Consider the following 17,811-nt stretch of genomic DNA (forward strand, 5'->3'; position numbering starts at 1 on the left):
TACGACAAGGATTCGCCGGGCAACGAGTTGTCCACAGGCCACAGAAACCGGCCGTCCGCGCAGGTGAAGAGTTGTCCACAGGAAGTTCCCGGCGGAAGTTGCCCGGCGGGCCGACCGCATTCGATGATGTTGGTGCTTGATCGCACCTGTTCGAATTAGTGGGGGTTTGATGCCCGAGATCGCCGACGACGGCCGCACCTGGCTCCTTTCGGGGCCCACGAGCAGCTACACCCTCCACCTCACCGAGGCCGACGAGCTGGTCCACCTGCACTGGGGCCCGGGCATCGCGCTCGCGGACGCCGAGGCGCTCGCCGCAGTCCCGGCGTCGGGGCGCGGGGCGTCCTTCGAGTCCCCGCTCGACGGCCGTGAGGAGTACCCGGTCGAGGGCGGTCCCCGTTTCGTCCGGCCCGCCCTGTCCGTGCGCACCGACGAGCGGCGCGGCACCGAGTGGACCTTCGAGACGTACGAGACCGACGGGGCCGACGCGGCGGACGGTGACGGGCTGCGGCTGCGTTTCCGGGACGGCGGGCTCGCCGTCACCCTGCACTACCGGATGCGAGGGGACGTCGTAGAGCGCTGGACGACCCTGCGCAACGACGGTGAGCAGCCGCTGGAGCTGCTGCGCGCCGACTCCGCGACCTGGACCCTGCCCGAGCGCGACGACTGGCGGCTGTCGCAGTTGCACGGCCGCTGGGCCGCCGAGTCCCGGCTCACGCGCTCCCCCCTCACCTACGGTGAGCAGGTCATCGGCAGCCGCCGCGGTCACACCGGGCACCAGCACCTGCCCTGGGTGGCCCTGGACACCGACGCGACCGAGGAGCGCGGCGAGGTCTACGGCTGCGCCCTCGGCTGGTCGGGCTCCTGGCGGATCGCCGTCGCCCAACTCCCCGACGCGCGCGTGCAGATCACCGGCGGCGCGGGGTACGACGACTCGGGCCTGCTGCGGCTGGCGGCGGGGGAGTCCTTCACCACGCCCGTCTTCGCCGGCCTGTGGAGCGACGCCGGGTTCGGCGGCGCGAGCCGCACCTGGCACGCCTACCAGCGGGCGCACGTGATCCCGGACGCCGGACAGGACCGCCCGGTGCTGTTCAACTCCTGGGAGGCCACCTACTTCGACATCTCCGAGGAGCAGCAGGCGACCCTCGCCCGGCGCGCCGCGGCGATCGGCGTCGAGCTGTTCGTCGTCGACGACGGCTGGTTCGGGGCGCGCACCGGCGACCACGCCGGACTCGGCGACTGGCGGCCCAACCCCGACCGCTTCCCGAACGGCCTGAAGCCCCTCGCCGACCAGGTGCACGGCCTCGGCATGCAGTTCGGCATCTGGGTCGAGCCCGAGATGGTCAACCCCGACAGCGAGCTGTACAGGGCACACCCGGACTGGGTGCAGTTCCAAACAGGGCGAAAGCGGACGGAATTCCGCAATCAGCTCGTACTGAACCTCGCGCGTGAGGACGTTCAGGAGTACCTCTGGGAGCGACTCGACGCCATCCTGTCCAGCGCCCCCGTCGACTATGTGAAGTGGGACTTCAACCGCTGCTTCACCGACGCCGGCTGGCCGGACGACCCCTACCCGCAGCGCCTCTGGGTCGACCATGTGCGGGCCCTGTACGCCCTCCTGGACCGGCTGCGGGCCGCCCACCCGGGCGTCGCCTTCGAGTCCTGCTCGGGCGGCGGCGGGCGCATCGACCTCGGGATCATGAGCCGCACCGACCAGGTGTGGACCTCCGACAACACCGACCCGCTCGACCGGCTCGACATCCAGCACGGCTTCAGCCAGATCCACCCCGCCCGGGTCATGGCCGCGTGGGTCACGGACAGCCCGAACACCCAGCTCAACGGCAGGATCAGCTCGTTGCGCTTCCGGTTCGTCAGCGCCATGGCCGGGGTGCTCGGCGTCGGCGGGGACCTCGCCGAGTGGAGCGAGGCGGACCTCGCCGAGGCCCGGGAGTGGGTGGACCTCTACAAGGAGATCCGGCCCCTCGTGCAGCACGGCGACCTCTACCGGCTGCGGCCCCCGGCCGGCGGCCTGAGCGCCGTCCAGTACGTGCGGGGCGACGAGGCGGTCGTCCTCGCCCGGCTCCAGGCCCAGCGGTTCGGCGAGCCGGTTCCGGCGCTGCGGCTGCGCGGACTCGACCCGACATCTTTGTACGAATGCCTTGAAACGGGCGAAGTTCACCGAGGTGCCGTGCTGTTGCACCACGGGTTGCGTACCGGACTGCGGGGCGACCTTGATGCGATGGTTATCCGCCTGCGTCGCATCTGAGTGTTCTGTCCCGAATTGGATCCTTCCTTCCAACTCGCTCTGGGGTAAAGGGACCTGGAGATGTGTCACGTGAGGAGCGTCATATCAGTGACCGTACGTCGTCCGTCATGTTCACGTAATTCGCGTGCTTTTCCAGGGCGCTTGGCGAAAAGCGGGCCTATTGATTGACGGAGCGTGACTGGGAATACGCACAGGGGATCAAGAGAAAAGCGTTATCCGTGCAACCTCTGCTTGTCCCTGTGCGTCTTGGTCGCTTACGTTCCACCCCAATCCGGACGGACGCCTAATCCTGCCGCCGTCCGGTGTCCGCTCACCCATCCGTGTAAGGCAGGAGCGGGGGACCCACAGGTAGAACCGCCTGTTCCGGTCCCGGAACAGGCTTGGGGTAAAGCCGCGCCTCGGCGCGGCCGGGCATCTCCAGCCCGCACCCGACAGCTGACCTCGCAGGCGCCGGAGAGGAATTGGCCATGCCCGCGAAGGGTAAGCACCGTCGTCCGAAGTCCCAGCGTTTCACCCGCTCCATAGCCGTCGCCGGAACCGGCGGCGCCGCGCTCGCCCTTCCGCTCATAGGCGCCACCGGCGCCCATGCGGCGCCCTCTCAGTCCGTCGCACAGTCCGCCGCGCAGACGGTTTCGCAGTCTGTTTCGGAAAAGGCCGTGCAGTCCGTTCCGGTGGCGCAGAAGAAGGCCGCTGCCACGAGTGCCAGGACCTACACCGTGCGGTCCGGCGACTGCCTCTCGAAGATCGCCGACGAGCAGAACGTCAGCGGCGGCTGGCAGAAGCTGTACCAGGACAACCGTCGGGCCGTCGGCGGCGACCCGTCGCTGATCCACCCCGGCCTGAAGCTGTCGATCGGCGCGAAGGCCACGACCGGCACCACCGGGTCGTCGTCCGGCTGGTCCTCCTCGAAGGCGTCGTCCGACGACAAGGCGTCGTCCCCGTCGTCCTCGTCGCCTTCTTCGTCCGGGGCGTCCTCGTCGTCCGGGTCGTCCTCCTCGAAGGCGACCACCCAGGCCGCCGAGAGCAGCACGAGCACCGGCGCCGACACCGGTACCTCCAGTGGTTACGGCCTCCCCGTGGCCGGCGCGACCGTCGGGACCGGGTACCACGTGGCCGGCAGCATGTGGTCCAGCGGCTACCACACCGGCGTCGACTTCGTCGTCCCGACCGGTACCTCCCTCAAGGCCGTGGGCGCGGGCACCGTCGTCTCCGCGGGCTGGGGCGGCGCGTACGGCAACCAGGTCGTCATCAGGCTCGCCGACGGCTACTACGCCCAGTACGGCCACCTCTCCCAGCTCTCCGTCTCGGCCGGCCAGACCGTGACCCAGGGCCAGCAGATCGGGCTCTCCGGCGCGACCGGCAACGTGACCGGCCCGCACCTGCACTTCGAGATCCGCACCACGCCGGACTACGGCTCGGACGTGGACCCGGTCGCCTACCTCCGCTCGCACGGCGTCGCCGTCGGCTGACCCCGGCCGACGACCTCCGCCCGACACGCTCGACACGCCTGACACGCTGCCGAAGGCCGGACCCCGATCCCCGGGTCCGGCCTTCGGTGTGCGGTCTCTTATTCCCTGATTGGGGAACTCTTTAGGAGTGGCTTATCTCACCGTCCGTCAACCCTTTCCTACGGTCGCGTAAGTCACATTCGAAGGTGAATCATGAACTGCTGTGGCAGACGATTCGAAGAATGACAACAGATCAGTGATCGGGTCGTACGTGGCGGTGGGGGACAGCTTCACCGAGGGCGTCGGCGACCCCGGCCCTGACGGGGCGTTCGTCGGCTGGGCCGACCGGCTCGCGGTACTCCTCGCCGACCGGCGGCCCGAAGGCGACTTCGGGTACACCAACCTCGCGGTCCGCGGAAAGCTGCTCGACCAGATCATGGAGGACCAACTCCCCAGGGCGCTGCGGCTCGCCCCGGACCTGGTCTCCTTCTCCGCGGGCGGCAACGACATCCTCCGACCCGGCACCGACCCGGACGAGGTCGCCGAGCGCTTCGAGCGCGCGATCGCGTCCCTGACCGCCGTAGCCGGCACGGTCATGGTGACCACCGGCTTCGACACCCGTGGCGTCCCCGTGCTCAAGCACCTGCGGGGCAAGATCGCCACCTACAACGGGCATGTCCGCGCCGTCGCCGACCGGTACGGCTGCCCGGTGCTCGACCTGTGGTCCCTCAAGTCCGTGCAGGACCGCAGGGCTTGGGACGGCGACCGGCTCCACCTCTCCCCGGAGGGGCACACGCGCGTGGCGCTGCGCGCCGGAGAGGCCCTCGGCCTCGAGGTCCCGGCCGACCCGGAGCAGCCCTGGCCGCCGCTCCCACCGCGCGGCACCCTCGACGTACGGCGCGACGACGTCCACTGGGCGCGCGAGTACCTGGTGCCGTGGATCGGACGCCGGCTGCGCGGCGAGTCCTCCGGCGACCACGTGACCGCCAAGGGCGCGCTGTCGCCGGACGACATCAGGATGCGGATCGCGGCCGTGGCCTGAGCAGCCGTGGCCTGAGCAGGGAGACCGCGAGGGTTGCGGGTGGACGCGGTCGGCCGTCGAGGTCGTACGGTCGGCCGCTCCACCAGTGAGGTGAGCGCACGGGAGTGGTGCGCGGGCGGGGGCCGGTGCGGGTGCTGGGATGACCGCACCCGTACCAGCCCTACCTGCACCCGCATCCCGTTCCCCCGACGCCTCGAAGGACCGGTCCCGCATGCCTCTTCCCCGCACCCGTCCCCGTACTCCCGTCGCCGTGGCCCTCGTCTCCCTGCTCGCCCTGGGCGTCCCGGCGCTCGCCGCGCCCGCGGCCGTCGCGTCGCCGGCCCACCCGGCCGGGGCCGTCCGTCTCGCGCCGGACAGTCCCGCCACCGTCACGGTGACCGGCGAGGGCAGTGCGAGCGCGGCGCCCGACCTTGCGGTCGTCGGCGCCGGTGTCGAGGCCTCCGCCAAGACCTCGCAGGCCGCGGTGGACGCACAGAACAAGGCGGCCGCCGCGCTGCTGGCCGCCGTCCGCGCCCAGGGCGTCGCCGACCGGGACGTCCGCACGGAGGGCGTCTCCCTCAGCCCCGTCTACGACTACGCGGACAACACCGCGCGGCTGAAGGGCTACCAGGCCGCGCAGGCCTTCTCCGTGAAGGTGCGCGAGGTGGCGAAGACCGGCGCGGTCCTGCAGGCGATCACCGACGCCGGCGGCGACGCGGCCCGGATCAGCTCCGTGGCCTTCGACGTCTCCGACCCCGGCCCGCTGCGGTCCCGCGCCCGCGAGGCCGCGCACGACGACGCCCACGCCAAGGCCGAGCAGTACGCCCGCCTCAGCGACCGCCGACTGGGCCGACTCGTCTCACTCAGCGAGGACGCCTCCAGCTCTTCACGCCCGGCGCCGTCGGCCGGGGACACCCCGGGTGCCGGCATGGGCGCCGTGCCCGTGGCCCCCGGCGAGATCCGGGCGACGGCGACTGTGACGGCGGTGTACGAGCTGGACTGAGTGGGCGGCCGGGTCCTGTGCGGGCGCCGGTCCCGGATTCTCAGCGCTTCCGGGCGCTCAACGTTTCGGGGGCGAGGCCGAGTTCCCGGGTCACGGCCTCGTCGACCCATTCCTGCGCGCGGGTCCGGGACACCGCGCCCGCGTAGGACGTGAGCTGGACGGCGAGACCGTCCAGCAGGGCCGTCAGACGCAGGGCCGTGCCGGCCGGGTCCGGGCAGCGGAATTCGCCCGCGGCCACGCCCTCCGTGATCACCTCGGCGAGCACGGCCTTCCACGCCCTGTCGAGGTCCCGGGCGACCTCCCGCAGGGCGGGCTCGCGCAGCGATACCGCCCAGCCCTCGATCCACAGCCGCCAGCCCTTGGCCTGGCCCGTCGGCGCGTACCAGCGCACGGCCGACCGCAGCCTGCGCAGTGCCGTGGTCCGGCGGCCGACCAGCTTGCGCAGCCGCGCCAGGTCGTCCTCGGCCGCGTACGCGAAGGCGTCGGCGACCAGTTGCTCCTTCGTCGAGAAGTGGTAGAGCACCAGCGCGTTGCTCACCCCGAGGGCCGCGGCCACGTCGGCGATCCTGACCGCCGCCACGCCCCGCGCCTCGATCTGCTCGATGGCGGCCCGCAGCAGCTCCGCACGCCGCTCGGCCACACTCAACCGGACCCTTGCCACGCCGTCACCCTAATCCGTCCTAATCCGTCGTCGCGAACTGCCCCGGATCGCCCGGTTTCGCCGGGCCGAACCGCTGCGCGATCACCGGCAGCCGTCGCGCGGCGATCGTGTGCGCGGCGGCCCGGGGCGTCGTCCCGTCCGCCTCCGCCCGGGTCAGCACCAGCTCCACCAGGGCGCGCATCGAGCGGCGCGTGTACGCGAAAGCCTCCTCGGCGTCCGCGCCGATGTCGCCGAACAGCGTCCACCACCACCAGGCGTTGGTCCCGGAGTTGACGACGACGTCCGGCAAAACACTCACCCCGCGCGCGTGCAGCAGCGCCTCAGCCTCCGGCAGGACGGGCATGTTGGCCGCCTCGGCGATCCACCGGGCACCGATGCGCTCCTGCTCCTCGACGCCGATCGCGTACGACACGGCGGCCGGTACGAGCACCTCCGCCGCCACCGACAGCCAGGCGTCGCCCGGCAGCTCACGGTCCCCGGGGCGCAGTACGGCGCGGTCCACGGTGCCGTGCGCGTCCCGCGCGGTCAGCAGCGCCTTCACATCGAGACCGGCCGGGTTGGCGATCGTGCCCTTGACGTCCGCGACGGCCACGACCGTCAGCCCCGCGCGCGTGAGGAAGCGCGCCGTGGCCCCGCCCATCGTGCCCAGCCCCTGCAGGGCGACCCGCGTCCCGGCGTACGCCACCCCGGCCCGGTCCAGGGCCGTCAGCACGGACTCGGCGACCCCGCAGCCGCCGACCAGCTCGTCCAGGCCGATGCCGTCCACCTCGACGGCGAAGGCGGCGGCGAGCCGCGCGCGGGCGGCGTCCTCGTCCTCCAGCAGGGGGTAGACCGCCTGCACGGACGACACCAGCCCCGCTTCGGCGGCCGCCCGGTCCACCAGATCCTGGGTCAGCCCCAGATCCTCGCCGGTGGTCCAGCAGCTCTCCACGTACGGCCGCACCGCGCGCAGGTACCGCACCAGCAGCCCGTACGCCTGCGGATCCCGGGGATCGCAGTCGATGCCGCCCTTCGCGCCGCCCAGGGGGACGTAGCGCGCCTCGGGGTCGTAGTGCAGGGCCTCCTTGAGGCTCATGCCGCGGGCGAGCCCGGTCACCTCGTCCAGGGTGCAGCCCGCCCGCATCCGCAGCCCGCCGCTGCAGACACCGCGCACGAGCCGGTCGACGACCAGGAAACCCTGGCGGCCGGTGACGTGGTCGGTCCAGGTGAGCGACAGGTAGGGGGCGGGGGCGGGGGCGGTCATACGGGCTCCTCGACCGGCGCGGACGGTGCCGGGGCTACGGCTGGTACTGAACAGTGGGTCAGTATCGGAAGGCGGCGGGCGCGGTGTCAAAGCGGGCTCGCGGCCCCCGAGTCACCGGGACGCCCCCGTGTTGTCGGAGGGGGGCGACCATAATGGAATGCCTCAGCGAATCCACCTGGAGGTACCGTGTCCGGTTTCCGTCCCATGCGCTCCGGGCTTCGCGCTCAGCGGCCCGCGGCCTTCGGCGCGGACCCGAGCGGTGAGCGCCTGGCGCGTATCCGCAGATCGCCCCACTTCAAGGACGGGGTGTTCGAGAACCCCGGCGGCCAGGCGCAGATCCGCCCCTCGGGCGGCGGGATGCTCGACTTCGCCAAGAACTTCTTCGACAAGGAAAAGCGCTCCCTGCGTGCCCCCACGGGCCGGATCCCGGTGCATGCCACCACCCTCGCCGACCTCGCGAAGCCGCCCGTCACGGGCCTGCGCCTGACGTGGATGGGGCACTCCGGTGTGCTCGCGGAGATCGACGGGCAGCGCGTCCTGTTCGACCCCGTCTGGGGCACGCGCTGCTCCCCGTTCCCCTTCGCCGGACCCAAGCGGCTGCACCCGGTGCCGCTCCCGCTGGCCGCGCTGGGCCCGGTCGACGTCGTCGTCATCTCGCACGACCACTACGACCATCTGGACATGCCCACGATCAAGGCGCTGGCCGGCACGGACACCCTGTTCGCCGTACCGCTCGGCGTCGGCGCCCACCTCGAACACTGGGGTGTCTCCGCCGACCGGCTGCGCGAGGTGGACTGGCACGAGGCGACGAAGGTCGGCGGCCTCACCCTGACCGCCACCCCGGCCCGCCACTTCTGCGGCCGCGGCCTCCGCAACACCCAGCACACCCTGTGGGCGTCCTGGGTCGTCGCCGGCGAGGAGCACCGGATCTACCACAGCGGCGACACCGGCTACTTCGACGGCTTCAAGGACATCGGCGCCGACCACGGCCCGTTCGACGCGACGATGATCCAGATCGGCGCGTACTCCGACTTCTGGCCCGACGACGACCCCGAGTCCGCGCCCTTGCCGGGCGGCTGGCCGGACATTCACATGAACCCCGCTCAGGGCGTCCAAACCCACCTCGACCTGCAAGGAGGCGAGGCGAGCGGGGTCCTGCTCCCGATCCACTGGGGTTCGTTCAACCTCTCGCTGCACCCCTGGGCGGAGCCCGGCGAATGGACGCTGGCCGCCGCGCAGGCCGTCGGCCAGGCGGTCGCCCTGCCCGTACCGGGCCTGCCGTTCGAGCCCGCCGGCGACCTTCCCGTGCACCCCTGGTGGCGGGACGTGTCGGCGCCCCTCAGCCGCCGGTGGCCCGTCCCGGCGGGCACCCCCAGGACGACGCGCGAAGACCTCGACCTCGTGGGCGAGGACTGAACCGTGCGGCAGTGTCGGCAGTGACGGCAGTGACGGCGCCCTGAGCCAGGAGTTGGTCGACGGCCGGCGGAATCGACGCGGCGGAGGTGTTGCCGGCGCTGACGACGTCCATGGGCCACGGCGATGTGCGGGGCGAGGCCGAGAGACCGGGCGGCGGCGTCGACGATCGGGGCGTCGGCCTGGTGCGGGATGAACGCGGCGAGGTCGGCGACCGCCGGCGCGACAGATCGCGCCAACGGCAAGGTTCTCAAGCGAGCCGTCCGTGAGCGGTACTGGGCGGGCCGGTCCAGGCAGGTCTGAATGGCGGACGGAAGCCAAGGCCACGACCGATACGGTGAGTGACGTTCGGAAGGCTTCTGGAGGTTTCTGTCGGCGGCGGCGAAGTGCCGGAGGGCGGCCCCGGTGAGCCGATCGGGGTGGGAGAGGATTCGGCGGCGCGGGCCGGGAGGCGGAAGCTCCCCGGCCCGCGCCGTCTTTCCGGGATCACCTCTGACCAGGTCTGATCGACTTCTTTCCGCTCCGCGCCCCGGATCGCGCGAACTTATCGGTCTGCCGTGCGAACCCTCATACCAGAGCGGGACGCTCCCCGTGAGACTTTGTCAACTGCCCACCGCACCTGATGCGTTGACGACTACTGTGAGTGTCCGTCGGGCGACACCGGGCCGAATTCTTGGCTCTCCCGACCGACAGTCAGGCTCGACGGACCAGTACGAGGACACCGATGTCTCACCTCCGCGCACCCGCCACACGCGCAGACCGCCGCGAGGGCGGGCGGCACGGGCGGCCGGTCGCCCGCACCGCACCAGCGCCGGCCGAGACACACATACGGCCCCAGTTGCTGCGGCTCGCCGTGCTCCCCCCGACCGCGGTCGCCCTCAGCGCCTGCGCGGTCGTCCTGTTCACCGTGCGCTCCACCGGCGTCCGGCCCGGCCCGACCCTGTGGGCGGTGCTGGCCGGCGCGGTCGCGGTGACCGGCGTCGGCATCGTGATCGCCGCCGTGGCCGCCGACAGAGCCGCCCGCTCCGTCAGCGACCGCGTCGCGGCCCTGCGCCGGGGCAGCGCGCGCGGCGAGGCCGACCTGCGGGCCGTCATCGAGGCGCTGCGCCGCGGCGAGGTCCCGCCCCAGCGCACCTCGCGCGGCGGCCCGCCCGCCCACGACGCCGACGACTTCGAACTGCTCGCCGCCGACCTGGCCCGGTCTCACGACGGGGCCGTCACCGCCGTCGTACAGGCCGCGCAGTTGTCCAGCCAGGCCGGCAGCGAACAGAAGCTGGAGGTCTTCGTCAACCTCGCGCGGCGCCTTCAGTCCCTGGTGCACCGCGAGATCTCGATCCTCGACGAGCTGGAGAACGAGATCGAGGACCCCGACCTGCTCAAGGGCCTCTTCCACGTCGACCACCTCGCCACCCGCATCCGCCGCCACGCCGAGAACCTCGCCGTCCTCGGCGGGGCCGTCTCCCGGCGCCAGTGGAGCAACCCGGTCTGTATGACCGAGGTGCTGCGCTCCGCCATCGCCGAGGTCGAGCAGTACTCGCGGGTCAAACTCGTCCCGCCCATCGACGGCGAACTGCGCGGGCACGCCGTCGCCGACGTCATCCACCTCCTGGCCGAACTCGTCGAGAACGCCACGGTGTTCTCCGCCCCGCACACCCAGGTGCTGCTGCGCGCCAACCTCGTCACCTCCGGGCTCGCCGTCGAGGTCGAGGACCGCGGCCTCGGCATGCCCGTCGAGGAGCAGGCCCGGATGAACGCCCTGCTCGCCGACCCCGACCAGGTCAACGTCGGCCGCCTGCTGGCCGACGGCCGCATCGGCCTGTTCGTCGTCTCCCAGCTCGCCCGCCGGCACGGCATCCGGGTCCGCCTCCAGTCCAACATCTACGGCGGCGTCCAGGCCGTCCTGGTCGTCCCGCAGGCCCTGCTGGGCTCGCCGCCCGGCATCCCCGGAGCCGCACAACAGGGCCCGGACACCGACGGCACCGGCTTCCCCCTGGCCCCCACCACAACCAACTCGCCCCGCCCCGTCCTGCCACCCGTCCCCCACCCCACCCCCGGGACGGCACCTACGGCGGCCCATGCCCCCGCTCCCGCACACCCGCAAGGCCCCCGAAACACCGCAGGCGGAGGCCGACGGCGGGCACCGGCACAGTCACCGGACACGACGGACACGGGCAACTCCCCGGTCCTGCCCCGGACGCGAGCGGATGTGGGCACCGACCCGGCCAGGTCACCGTTGCCGGGCCGGACACGGGACACCACGCGCACGGGCTGGCCCTCACCCCAAGCCACTCCCGACGCAGCCGTCCCGGAGGGCCCGGCTCAGACCCAGGGCGCCGGTGACACGGGTGAGTCGCGGGGTTCGGCTCGGTTGCAGGGCGCCGGCGATGCGGGCGGGCCGCAGGGTTCGGTGCCGGTGCACGGCACCCCGGATGTGGTCTGGTCTTCGTTCCAGGGCGCCGACGACGTAAGCCTGTCGCCGGGCTCGGCTCAGCGGCAGGGCGTTGCCGAAGCGGGCCGTTCGCACGACTCGGCTCACGTGCGCGGCAGCGCCGACGTGGGCCAGTCGTTCGGCTCGACGTGGGTGCGGGGCTCCACGGCCCCCGGCACCTCCACCGCCACCTCCACCGCCTTGCCGGAAGAGGGGCGGAGCATCTCGGACACGGGCCAGTTCTCGGCCTTGCCGCAGCGGCAGCCGCAGCAGCCAGAGATGCGGCCGCAGCCAGAGATGCAGTCGCAGTCGCCGTCGGAGCCGCAGACGCAGCACACGCCCGCCTCCGGGGTGCCCTTCGTCTCCTCGCGGCCTCAGGGAGTCTCGGACGTCACCCGTGCGGATGCCCCTCGTACGGACACACCCCATGCGAACGGGCGCCGACCCGCACCCCTACCCGTCCGCGGCGCACGCGAGACGCGGCCCAACCCGTCGGAGGCCGTGCCCGGTGTCCGGGGCGGCGACCGGCATGTCGTCGAGGAGAACGAGGGCATCGCACCCACCCCACGCGTCGGCGCCGTGCGCGGCACCATGGGCAAGCCCCAACTGCCCCGCCGCCGCGCCCAGGAGCACATCGTCCCCCAACTGCGCGGCGGTCCGGCCCCACGGCAGGACACCGAGCAGCCCGCCGCCCACGACCCCGGCCTGATGGCCGCCTTCCAGCGGGGCATCGGCCTGGCCGAGGCCCAGCAGAGCCTGGAGGGGGACGTCACGGACCCGCCCCCGCACCCGCTGCCGTACCCGGCGTACGGCGCGCAGGACGGGCTGGACCTGCCCGGTACCGATCAACCCACCGCCCGGCACGACGGGAGCACACCAGCCGGATGAGCACGCTGAGCACAGCCACCCCCACCCCCACCCCCACCCCGATCCTCACCCCCACGCCCACCCCCGCCCCCACGACCCCCACCGCTCCCACAGACCTTCGTACCCCAAGGAGTCGATCCACCATGGCGAGCGACGCACCGACGACCGGCCATGTATCCGATCTCGACTGGCTGATGAGCGGCCTCGTGCAGCGTGTACCGCACACCACGAGCGCGGTGCTGCTCTCCTGCGACGGGCTGGTGAAGTCGGTCCACGGCCTCGACCACGACAGCGCCGACCACATGGCGGCCCTGGCCTCCGGCCTCTACTCCCTCGGCCGCAGCGCCGGCATCCGGTTCGGCGACGGCGGGGACGTACGGCAGGTCGTCGTCGAACTCGACGCGACGCTCCTGTTCGTCACCACCGCGGGCTCCGGCACGTGTCTCGCCGTACTCGCCGGACGCGAGGCCGACGCGGCCGTGCTCGGTTACGAGATGGCGATGCTCGTGAAGAGCGTCCGGCCGTATCTCATGACCGCGCCCCGGCAGTACGCCGTCGAACCGTCGGTGATGGGACCTTGAGCGTGATGGCGGCCGGCGACGGGCCCTGGCTCGACGACGCGGCCGGACGGCTGGTGCGCCCGTTCACGGTCAGCAACGGCCGGACCAAGCCCAGCGTCGCCCTCGATCTCATGTCGCAGGTGAGAGCCACCGGGGCGACCCCCCTCGGCTACCTCGGCCCCGAACACGCGACCGCGCTCGACCTGACCCGGGTACCCGTGTCGGTCGCCGAGATCGCGGCCCATCTGAAGCTCCCGGCAGCGGTCACCAAAGTGCTGCTGTCGGACCTCCTCGACTGCGGGGCGCTGACCACCAAGCCCCCCGAGTTCCACCACAACCCCACCGACCGGGCCCTACTGGAGGCAGTGCTCGATGGACTACGACGACAGCTCTGAGTACGGCGAGCACCGCAACTACGGCGACCATGACAAGCACGGAGATCACGACGACTACGGCGCTCAAGGCGACTACGGGACTCACGGCGACTACGGCGCTCACGAAGGGCGTTCCGACCCCTTCCCCACGGCCCTGAAGATCCTGGTCGCGGGCGGTTTCGGGGTCGGCAAGACGACCTTCGTCGGCGCGGTGAGCGAGATCGCGCCGCTGAGCACGGAGGAACTGCTCACCACGGTCAGTGCCGCCACCGACAACCTCGACGGCATCGAGAACAAGGTCGAGACGACCGTCGCCATGGACTTCGGCCGTATCACCCTCGACCCGGACCACGTCCTCTACCTGTTCGGCACACCCGGCCAGGAGCGGTTCTGGTTCATGTGGGACGAACTGTCCGAGGGCGCCCTCGGCGCGGTCATCCTCGCCGACACCCGCCGCCTGGAGGAGTGCTTCGCCGCCGTCGACTTCTTCGAGGAACGCGGCCTGTCCTTCATCATCGCCGTCAACGAGTTCGACGGCTCCCACCGCTACGCCCCCGAGGAGGTACGCGCCGCCATCGACCTGGACCCGGACGTCCCCATCGTGCGCTGCGACGCCCGGATCTCCGCGTCCGGCGTCCAGACCCTGCTCACCCTCGTCAAACACCTCATCGCCCACGCACCGGCCGCACCTCAGCCGAGCCGCGGCGCCCACATGTGACCGCCGCACCCAACGCCCCGGAGCCGCATATGACCCACGTCCACAGCGACGGAGCCCGGCCATGAGCTACGACCCGCCGCGCCCGGCCGGTCGTCTGCTGCTCACCCCGGAGGACAAGGAAGCTCCCGCCCGCACCCGGAGGCTGCGCCGACTCGGCCTCGGGGAACGGCCGGAGCCCGCCCTTGACGCCTTCGCGGACCGCCTCGCCGAGGTGACCGGAGCGCCGTACGCCATGGTCAACTTCCTTGACGAGGAACGGCAGTTCTTCGCCGGGCTGCACACCCCGGCCGGCGGCCGGGCGGCCCGTGGCGGCAAGCCCGAGATGGGCCGCCGGCTGCCCCGCGACTACGGCTACTGCCCGCACGTCGTCGTCCGGCGCAAGGCACTCGTCCTGGAGGACGTGGGCGACTACCCGCGCTTCGCGGGCAACCCGGTCGTCGACGAGTACGGCATCCGCTCCTACCTCGGCGCCCCGCTCATCGACACGACCGGCATGGTGCTGGGCACGGTGTGCGTCGCCGACCTCGCGCCCCGGCCCTGGGGGAAGGCCGGCCTGGAGACCATCAAGGCGACGGCCGCCGACCTCGTCGGACAACTGCGCTGGCGGGAGGCCGACGAGTTCCTCGCGCCGTGAGAGAGGCGTACGCCCGTCAGGGGGCCCGCCAGATGTTGTCGAAGGCCGCGTCCTCGATGGAGCGCCGTTGCCGTACGGCCTCCAGTTCCGCCAGCGCGTCGCCGACCGCCGCCAGGACCGTCTCGACCGCGTCGTCGTCGGGCAGATCGGTAAAGCCGTCGGCCGGTTCCTCGCGCAGACCGACGGCGGCGGCCAGCGCGGCGAGGACCGGCTCGTCCGCCGTCCAGCGCTCGGTGGCGTGGCGGCGGTCCGGAGAGTCGACGGGCTCCGGCCGCCCGGACCGGACGCGCAGCCGGCGCAGGCGTGGCCGGACGGCCAGCCCGTCCGCCTCCAGCCGGGTGGCATAGGCCGAGGCGAGGCCACGGCCGCGGCGCCACAGCCAGTCCTCGACCGACTCGTACGGCGCCGCCCGTACGAGCGACGACGCGGCCACGTCCAGGAGGGGGTCGTCCGGCGCGGTCGGCGGGCCGGGCACGAGGAGGTCGCCGTCGAGGGCGACCGCGCCGGTCGTGACCAGATCGATCGCCTCGGCGCCCGCGAGGGCGAGCGACAGATCGCCCTGCCCGACGGGACGCATGGGCGTCACGTCCATCACGACGATCATCAGGTCCCGTGCTGTGGTCATCAGGGGCTCCACGTCAGTCGGCCGGCCACGTGAGGGTCGTCTTCCAGCGTGCCACGCCCGGGCATGGCACGGGCGGGACGAGGGCGGGACGCGGGCCGAGCAGAGCGCGGTCGACCGAGCGACGCACCCGTGTGAAGCATAGCTGTGGCGGCGCTTAAGAAAAGCTCGATGGACCCGGGCGGGTGGAGTACGGCAGATTGCTGGCGAATCCACCCGTCTTCCCGGCTGCGGCGCCGCCCTTCGGCCTGCTCGCGTCCGGGCCCTCATCAAGGAGCCGTTGCGTTGAAGGCGCTGGTCAAGGAGAAGGCGGAGCCCGGGCTGTGGCTCGTGGACGTCCCGGAGCCCGCCGTCGGGCCCGGTGACGTACTGATCAAGGTGCTGCGCACCGGCATCTGCGGCACCGATCTGCACATCCGGTCCTGGGACGGCTGGGCGCGGCAGGCGATCCGCACCCCGCTCGTGCTCGGGCACGAGTTCGTCGGCGAGGTCGCCGGGACGGGCCGTGACGTCGTAGACATCCAGGTGGGGGACCGGGTCAGCGGCGAGGGGCACCTCGTCTGCGGCAGGTGCCGCAACTGTCTCGCCGGTCGCCGCCATCTGTGCCGGGCCACCGTGGGCCTCGGCGTCGGGCGCGACGGGGCCTTCGCGGAGTACGTGGTCCTGCCGGCCGCCAATGTCTGGGTGCACCGCGTCCCCGTCGACCTCGACGTGGCGGCGATCTTCGACCCGTTCGGCAACGCCGTGCACACCGCCCTGTCCTTCCCGCTCGTCGGCGAGGACGTGCTGATCACCGGCGCCGGACCGATCGGGCTGATGGCCGCCGCCGTCGCCCGGCACGCCGGCGCCCGCAACGTCGTCGTCACCGACGTCAGCGAGGAGCGGCTGGAGCTGGCCCGCAAGATCGGCGTCAGTCTCGCGCTGAATGTGTCGGAGCGTCAGATCGCCGACGGGCAGCGGGAGTTGGGGCTGCGTGAGGGCTTCGACATCGGCCTGGAGATGTCCGGCCGGCCGGAGGCGATGCGCGACATGATCGCGAACATGACGCACGGCGGCCGGATCGCGATGCTGGGCCTGCCGGCCGCCGAGTTCGCCGTCGACTGGGCGCGGATCGTCACCTCGATGATCACCATCAAGGGCATCTACGGCCGGGAGATGTTCGAGACCTGGTACGCGATGACGGTCCTGCTCGAAGGCGGCCTCGACCTCGCGCCCGTGATCACCGGCCGGTACGGCTACCGCGACTTCGAGGCGGCCTTCGCGGACGCGGCGAGCGGCCGCGGCGGCAAGGTCATCCTCGACTGGACTCTGTAAAGGAACTGATGATGTTCGACTCCGTGCGCGACGACCTGCGCGCCACCCTCGACGAGATCCGCGCCGCCGGTCTGCACAAGCCCGAACGGGTCATCGGCAGCCCGCAGTCCGCGACCGTCGCCGTCACCTCGGGCGGCCGGCCCGGCGAGGTCCTCAACTTCTGCGCCAACAACTACCTCGGCCTCGCCGACCACCCCGAGGTGATCGCCGCCGCCCACGAGGCCCTCGACCGCTGGGGCTACGGCATGGCGTCCGTACGCTTCATCTGCGGCACGCAGGAGGTGCACAAGGAGCTGGAGGCGCGGCTGTCGGCGTTCCTCGGCCAGGAGGACACGATCCTGTACTCCTCCTGCTTCGACGCGAACGGCGGTGTCTTCGAGACCCTCCTCGGCCCCGAGGACGCGGTGATCTCCGACGCCCTCAACCACGCCTCGATCATCGACGGCATCCGCCTCTCCAAGGCCCGCCGCCTGCGCTATGCCAACCGTGATCTCGCGGACCTGGAACAGCAGTTGAAGGACGCGTCCGACGCGCGCCGCCGACTGGTCGTCACCGACGGCGTCTTCTCCATGGACGGCTATGTGGCGCCCCTCGCCGAGATCTGCGACCTCGCCGACCGTTACGACGCCATGGTCATGGTCGACGACTCGCACGCCGTCGGCTTCGTCGGCCCCGGCGGCCGCGGCACCCCCGAGCTGCACGGGGTGATGGACCGCGTCGACATCATCACCGGCACCCTGGGCAAGGCGCTGGGCGGGGCGTCCGGCGGTTACGTCGCCGCGCGCGCCGAGATCGTGGCCCTGCTGCGCCAGCGCTCCCGCCCGTACCTCTTCTCCAACACCCTGGCCCCGGTCATCGCCGCGGCGTCGCTCAAGGTCCTGGACCTGCTCGAGTCGGCGGGGGAGCTGCGCGAGAAGCTGGCGTCGAACACGGCCCTGTTCCGCCGCCGGATGACGGACGAGGGTTTCGACATCCTCCCCGGCGACCACGCCATCGCCCCCGTCATGATCGGCGACGCGTCGAAGGCGGGGCGGATGGCCGAGCTGCTGCTGGAGCGGGGGGTGTACGTGATCGGCTTCTCCTACCCGGTCGTCCCGCAGGGCCAGGCCCGCATCCGCGTCCAGCTCTCCGCCGCGCACTCCACCCCGGACGTGAACCGGGCGGTGGACGCCTTCATCGCGGCCCGCGCGGAGCTGGCGGCCGAAGCGGAGCTGAGGGAATCGGCGGGCTGAGGGGAAGGGG

15 protein-coding genes and 1 riboswitch are annotated in these 17,811 nt (G+C 72.1%); of the genes, 12 read left to right on the plus strand and 3 right to left on the minus strand.

The window, feature by feature from the left end; all coding sequences use genetic code 11:
* The first annotated feature begins 169 nt into the window (after window positions 1–169).
* The 4 genes from OG352_RS35850 to OG352_RS35865 all read left to right on the plus strand — a co-directional run bounded on the left by OG352_RS35850 (window position 170) and on the right by OG352_RS35865 (window position 5,735).
* On the plus strand, window positions 170–2,263 hold the full coding sequence (locus OG352_RS35850) for an alpha-galactosidase (protein ID WP_329222625.1): 2,094 nt from the start codon (window positions 170–172) through the stop codon (window positions 2,261–2,263).
* Between the two features lie 301 nt (window positions 2,264–2,564).
* Window positions 2,565–2,728, plus strand: a riboswitch (cyclic di-AMP (ydaO/yuaA leader).
* 2 nt (window positions 2,729–2,730) lie between these two features.
* Window positions 2,731–3,732, plus strand: coding sequence for a M23 family metallopeptidase (locus tag OG352_RS35855; RefSeq protein WP_329222626.1), 1,002 nt, complete (start codon window positions 2,731–2,733; stop codon window positions 3,730–3,732).
* A gap of 235 nt (window positions 3,733–3,967) precedes the next feature.
* Window positions 3,968–4,753, plus strand: coding sequence for an SGNH/GDSL hydrolase family protein (locus OG352_RS35860; protein WP_329222627.1), 786 nt, complete (start codon window positions 3,968–3,970; stop codon window positions 4,751–4,753).
* Window positions 4,754–4,964: 211 nt separating this feature from the next.
* On the plus strand, window positions 4,965–5,735 hold the full coding sequence (locus tag OG352_RS35865) for an SIMPL domain-containing protein (protein WP_329222629.1): 771 nt from the start codon (window positions 4,965–4,967) through the stop codon (window positions 5,733–5,735).
* Between the two features lie 40 nt (window positions 5,736–5,775).
* Here OG352_RS35865 and OG352_RS35870 read toward each other — a convergent pair whose 3' ends face one another.
* Window positions 5,776–6,396, minus strand: a complete 621-nt coding sequence (locus OG352_RS35870) for a TetR/AcrR family transcriptional regulator (RefSeq protein WP_329222631.1) — start codon at window positions 6,394–6,396, stop codon at window positions 5,776–5,778.
* A 19-nt stretch (window positions 6,397–6,415) separates the two neighbouring features.
* A complete protein-coding gene (locus tag OG352_RS35875) occupies window positions 6,416–7,639 on the minus strand; it encodes a glutamate dehydrogenase (RefSeq protein ID WP_329222632.1) in 1,224 nt (407 codons plus the stop codon).
* A 186-nt stretch (window positions 7,640–7,825) separates the two neighbouring features.
* Between OG352_RS35875 and OG352_RS35880 the strand changes: the two genes are divergently transcribed.
* The 6 genes from OG352_RS35880 to OG352_RS35905 all read left to right on the plus strand — a co-directional run bounded on the left by OG352_RS35880 (window position 7,826) and on the right by OG352_RS35905 (window position 14,633).
* Complete coding sequence (locus tag OG352_RS35880; protein ID WP_329222634.1) at window positions 7,826–9,055, plus strand: MBL fold metallo-hydrolase; 1,230 nt, start codon at window positions 7,826–7,828, stop codon at window positions 9,053–9,055.
* 721 nt (window positions 9,056–9,776) lie between these two features.
* Window positions 9,777–12,368, plus strand: coding sequence for a sensor histidine kinase (locus OG352_RS35885; protein WP_329222636.1), 2,592 nt, complete (start codon window positions 9,777–9,779; stop codon window positions 12,366–12,368).
* 122 nt (window positions 12,369–12,490) lie between these two features.
* The gene (locus OG352_RS35890; RefSeq protein WP_329222638.1) at window positions 12,491–12,928 is read left to right on the plus strand and encodes a roadblock/LC7 domain-containing protein; all 438 of its coding nucleotides are present in this window, start codon (window positions 12,491–12,493) and stop codon (window positions 12,926–12,928) included.
* Window positions 12,929–12,930: 2 nt separating this feature from the next.
* On the plus strand, window positions 12,931–13,302 hold the full coding sequence (locus OG352_RS35895; RefSeq protein ID WP_329224087.1) for a DUF742 domain-containing protein: 372 nt from the start codon (window positions 12,931–12,933) through the stop codon (window positions 13,300–13,302).
* Entirely contained in the window at window positions 13,280–13,999 is a 720-nt protein-coding gene (locus OG352_RS35900; RefSeq protein WP_329222640.1) for a GTP-binding protein, read from the plus strand. The genes OG352_RS35895 and OG352_RS35900 overlap by 23 nt, the downstream gene beginning before the upstream one ends.
* A 61-nt stretch (window positions 14,000–14,060) precedes the next feature.
* Entirely contained in the window at window positions 14,061–14,633 is a 573-nt protein-coding gene (locus tag OG352_RS35905) for a GAF domain-containing protein (RefSeq protein WP_329222642.1), read from the plus strand.
* Window positions 14,634–14,649: 16 nt separating this feature from the next.
* On the opposite strand, the gene OG352_RS35910 is transcribed toward OG352_RS35905, so the two are convergent.
* Complete coding sequence (locus tag OG352_RS35910) at window positions 14,650–15,258, minus strand: GPP34 family phosphoprotein (RefSeq protein ID WP_329222644.1); 609 nt, start codon at window positions 15,256–15,258, stop codon at window positions 14,650–14,652.
* 282 nt (window positions 15,259–15,540) lie between these two features.
* Between OG352_RS35910 and tdh the strand changes: the two genes are divergently transcribed.
* Both tdh and OG352_RS35920 read left to right on the plus strand, forming a co-directional pair.
* A complete protein-coding gene (gene tdh, locus OG352_RS35915) occupies window positions 15,541–16,569 on the plus strand; it encodes an L-threonine 3-dehydrogenase (RefSeq protein WP_329222646.1) in 1,029 nt (342 codons plus the stop codon).
* Between the two features lie 11 nt (window positions 16,570–16,580).
* Window positions 16,581–17,801: a glycine C-acetyltransferase gene (locus OG352_RS35920; RefSeq protein WP_329224088.1), complete on the plus strand. Its 1,221-nt coding sequence runs from the start codon at window positions 16,581–16,583 to the stop codon at window positions 17,799–17,801.
* The last annotated feature ends 10 nt before the right edge of the window (window positions 17,802–17,811 follow it).

The organism is Streptomyces sp. NBC_01485 (assembly GCF_036227125.1).
Classification (GTDB): Bacteria; Actinomycetota; Actinomycetes; order Streptomycetales; family Streptomycetaceae; genus Streptomyces.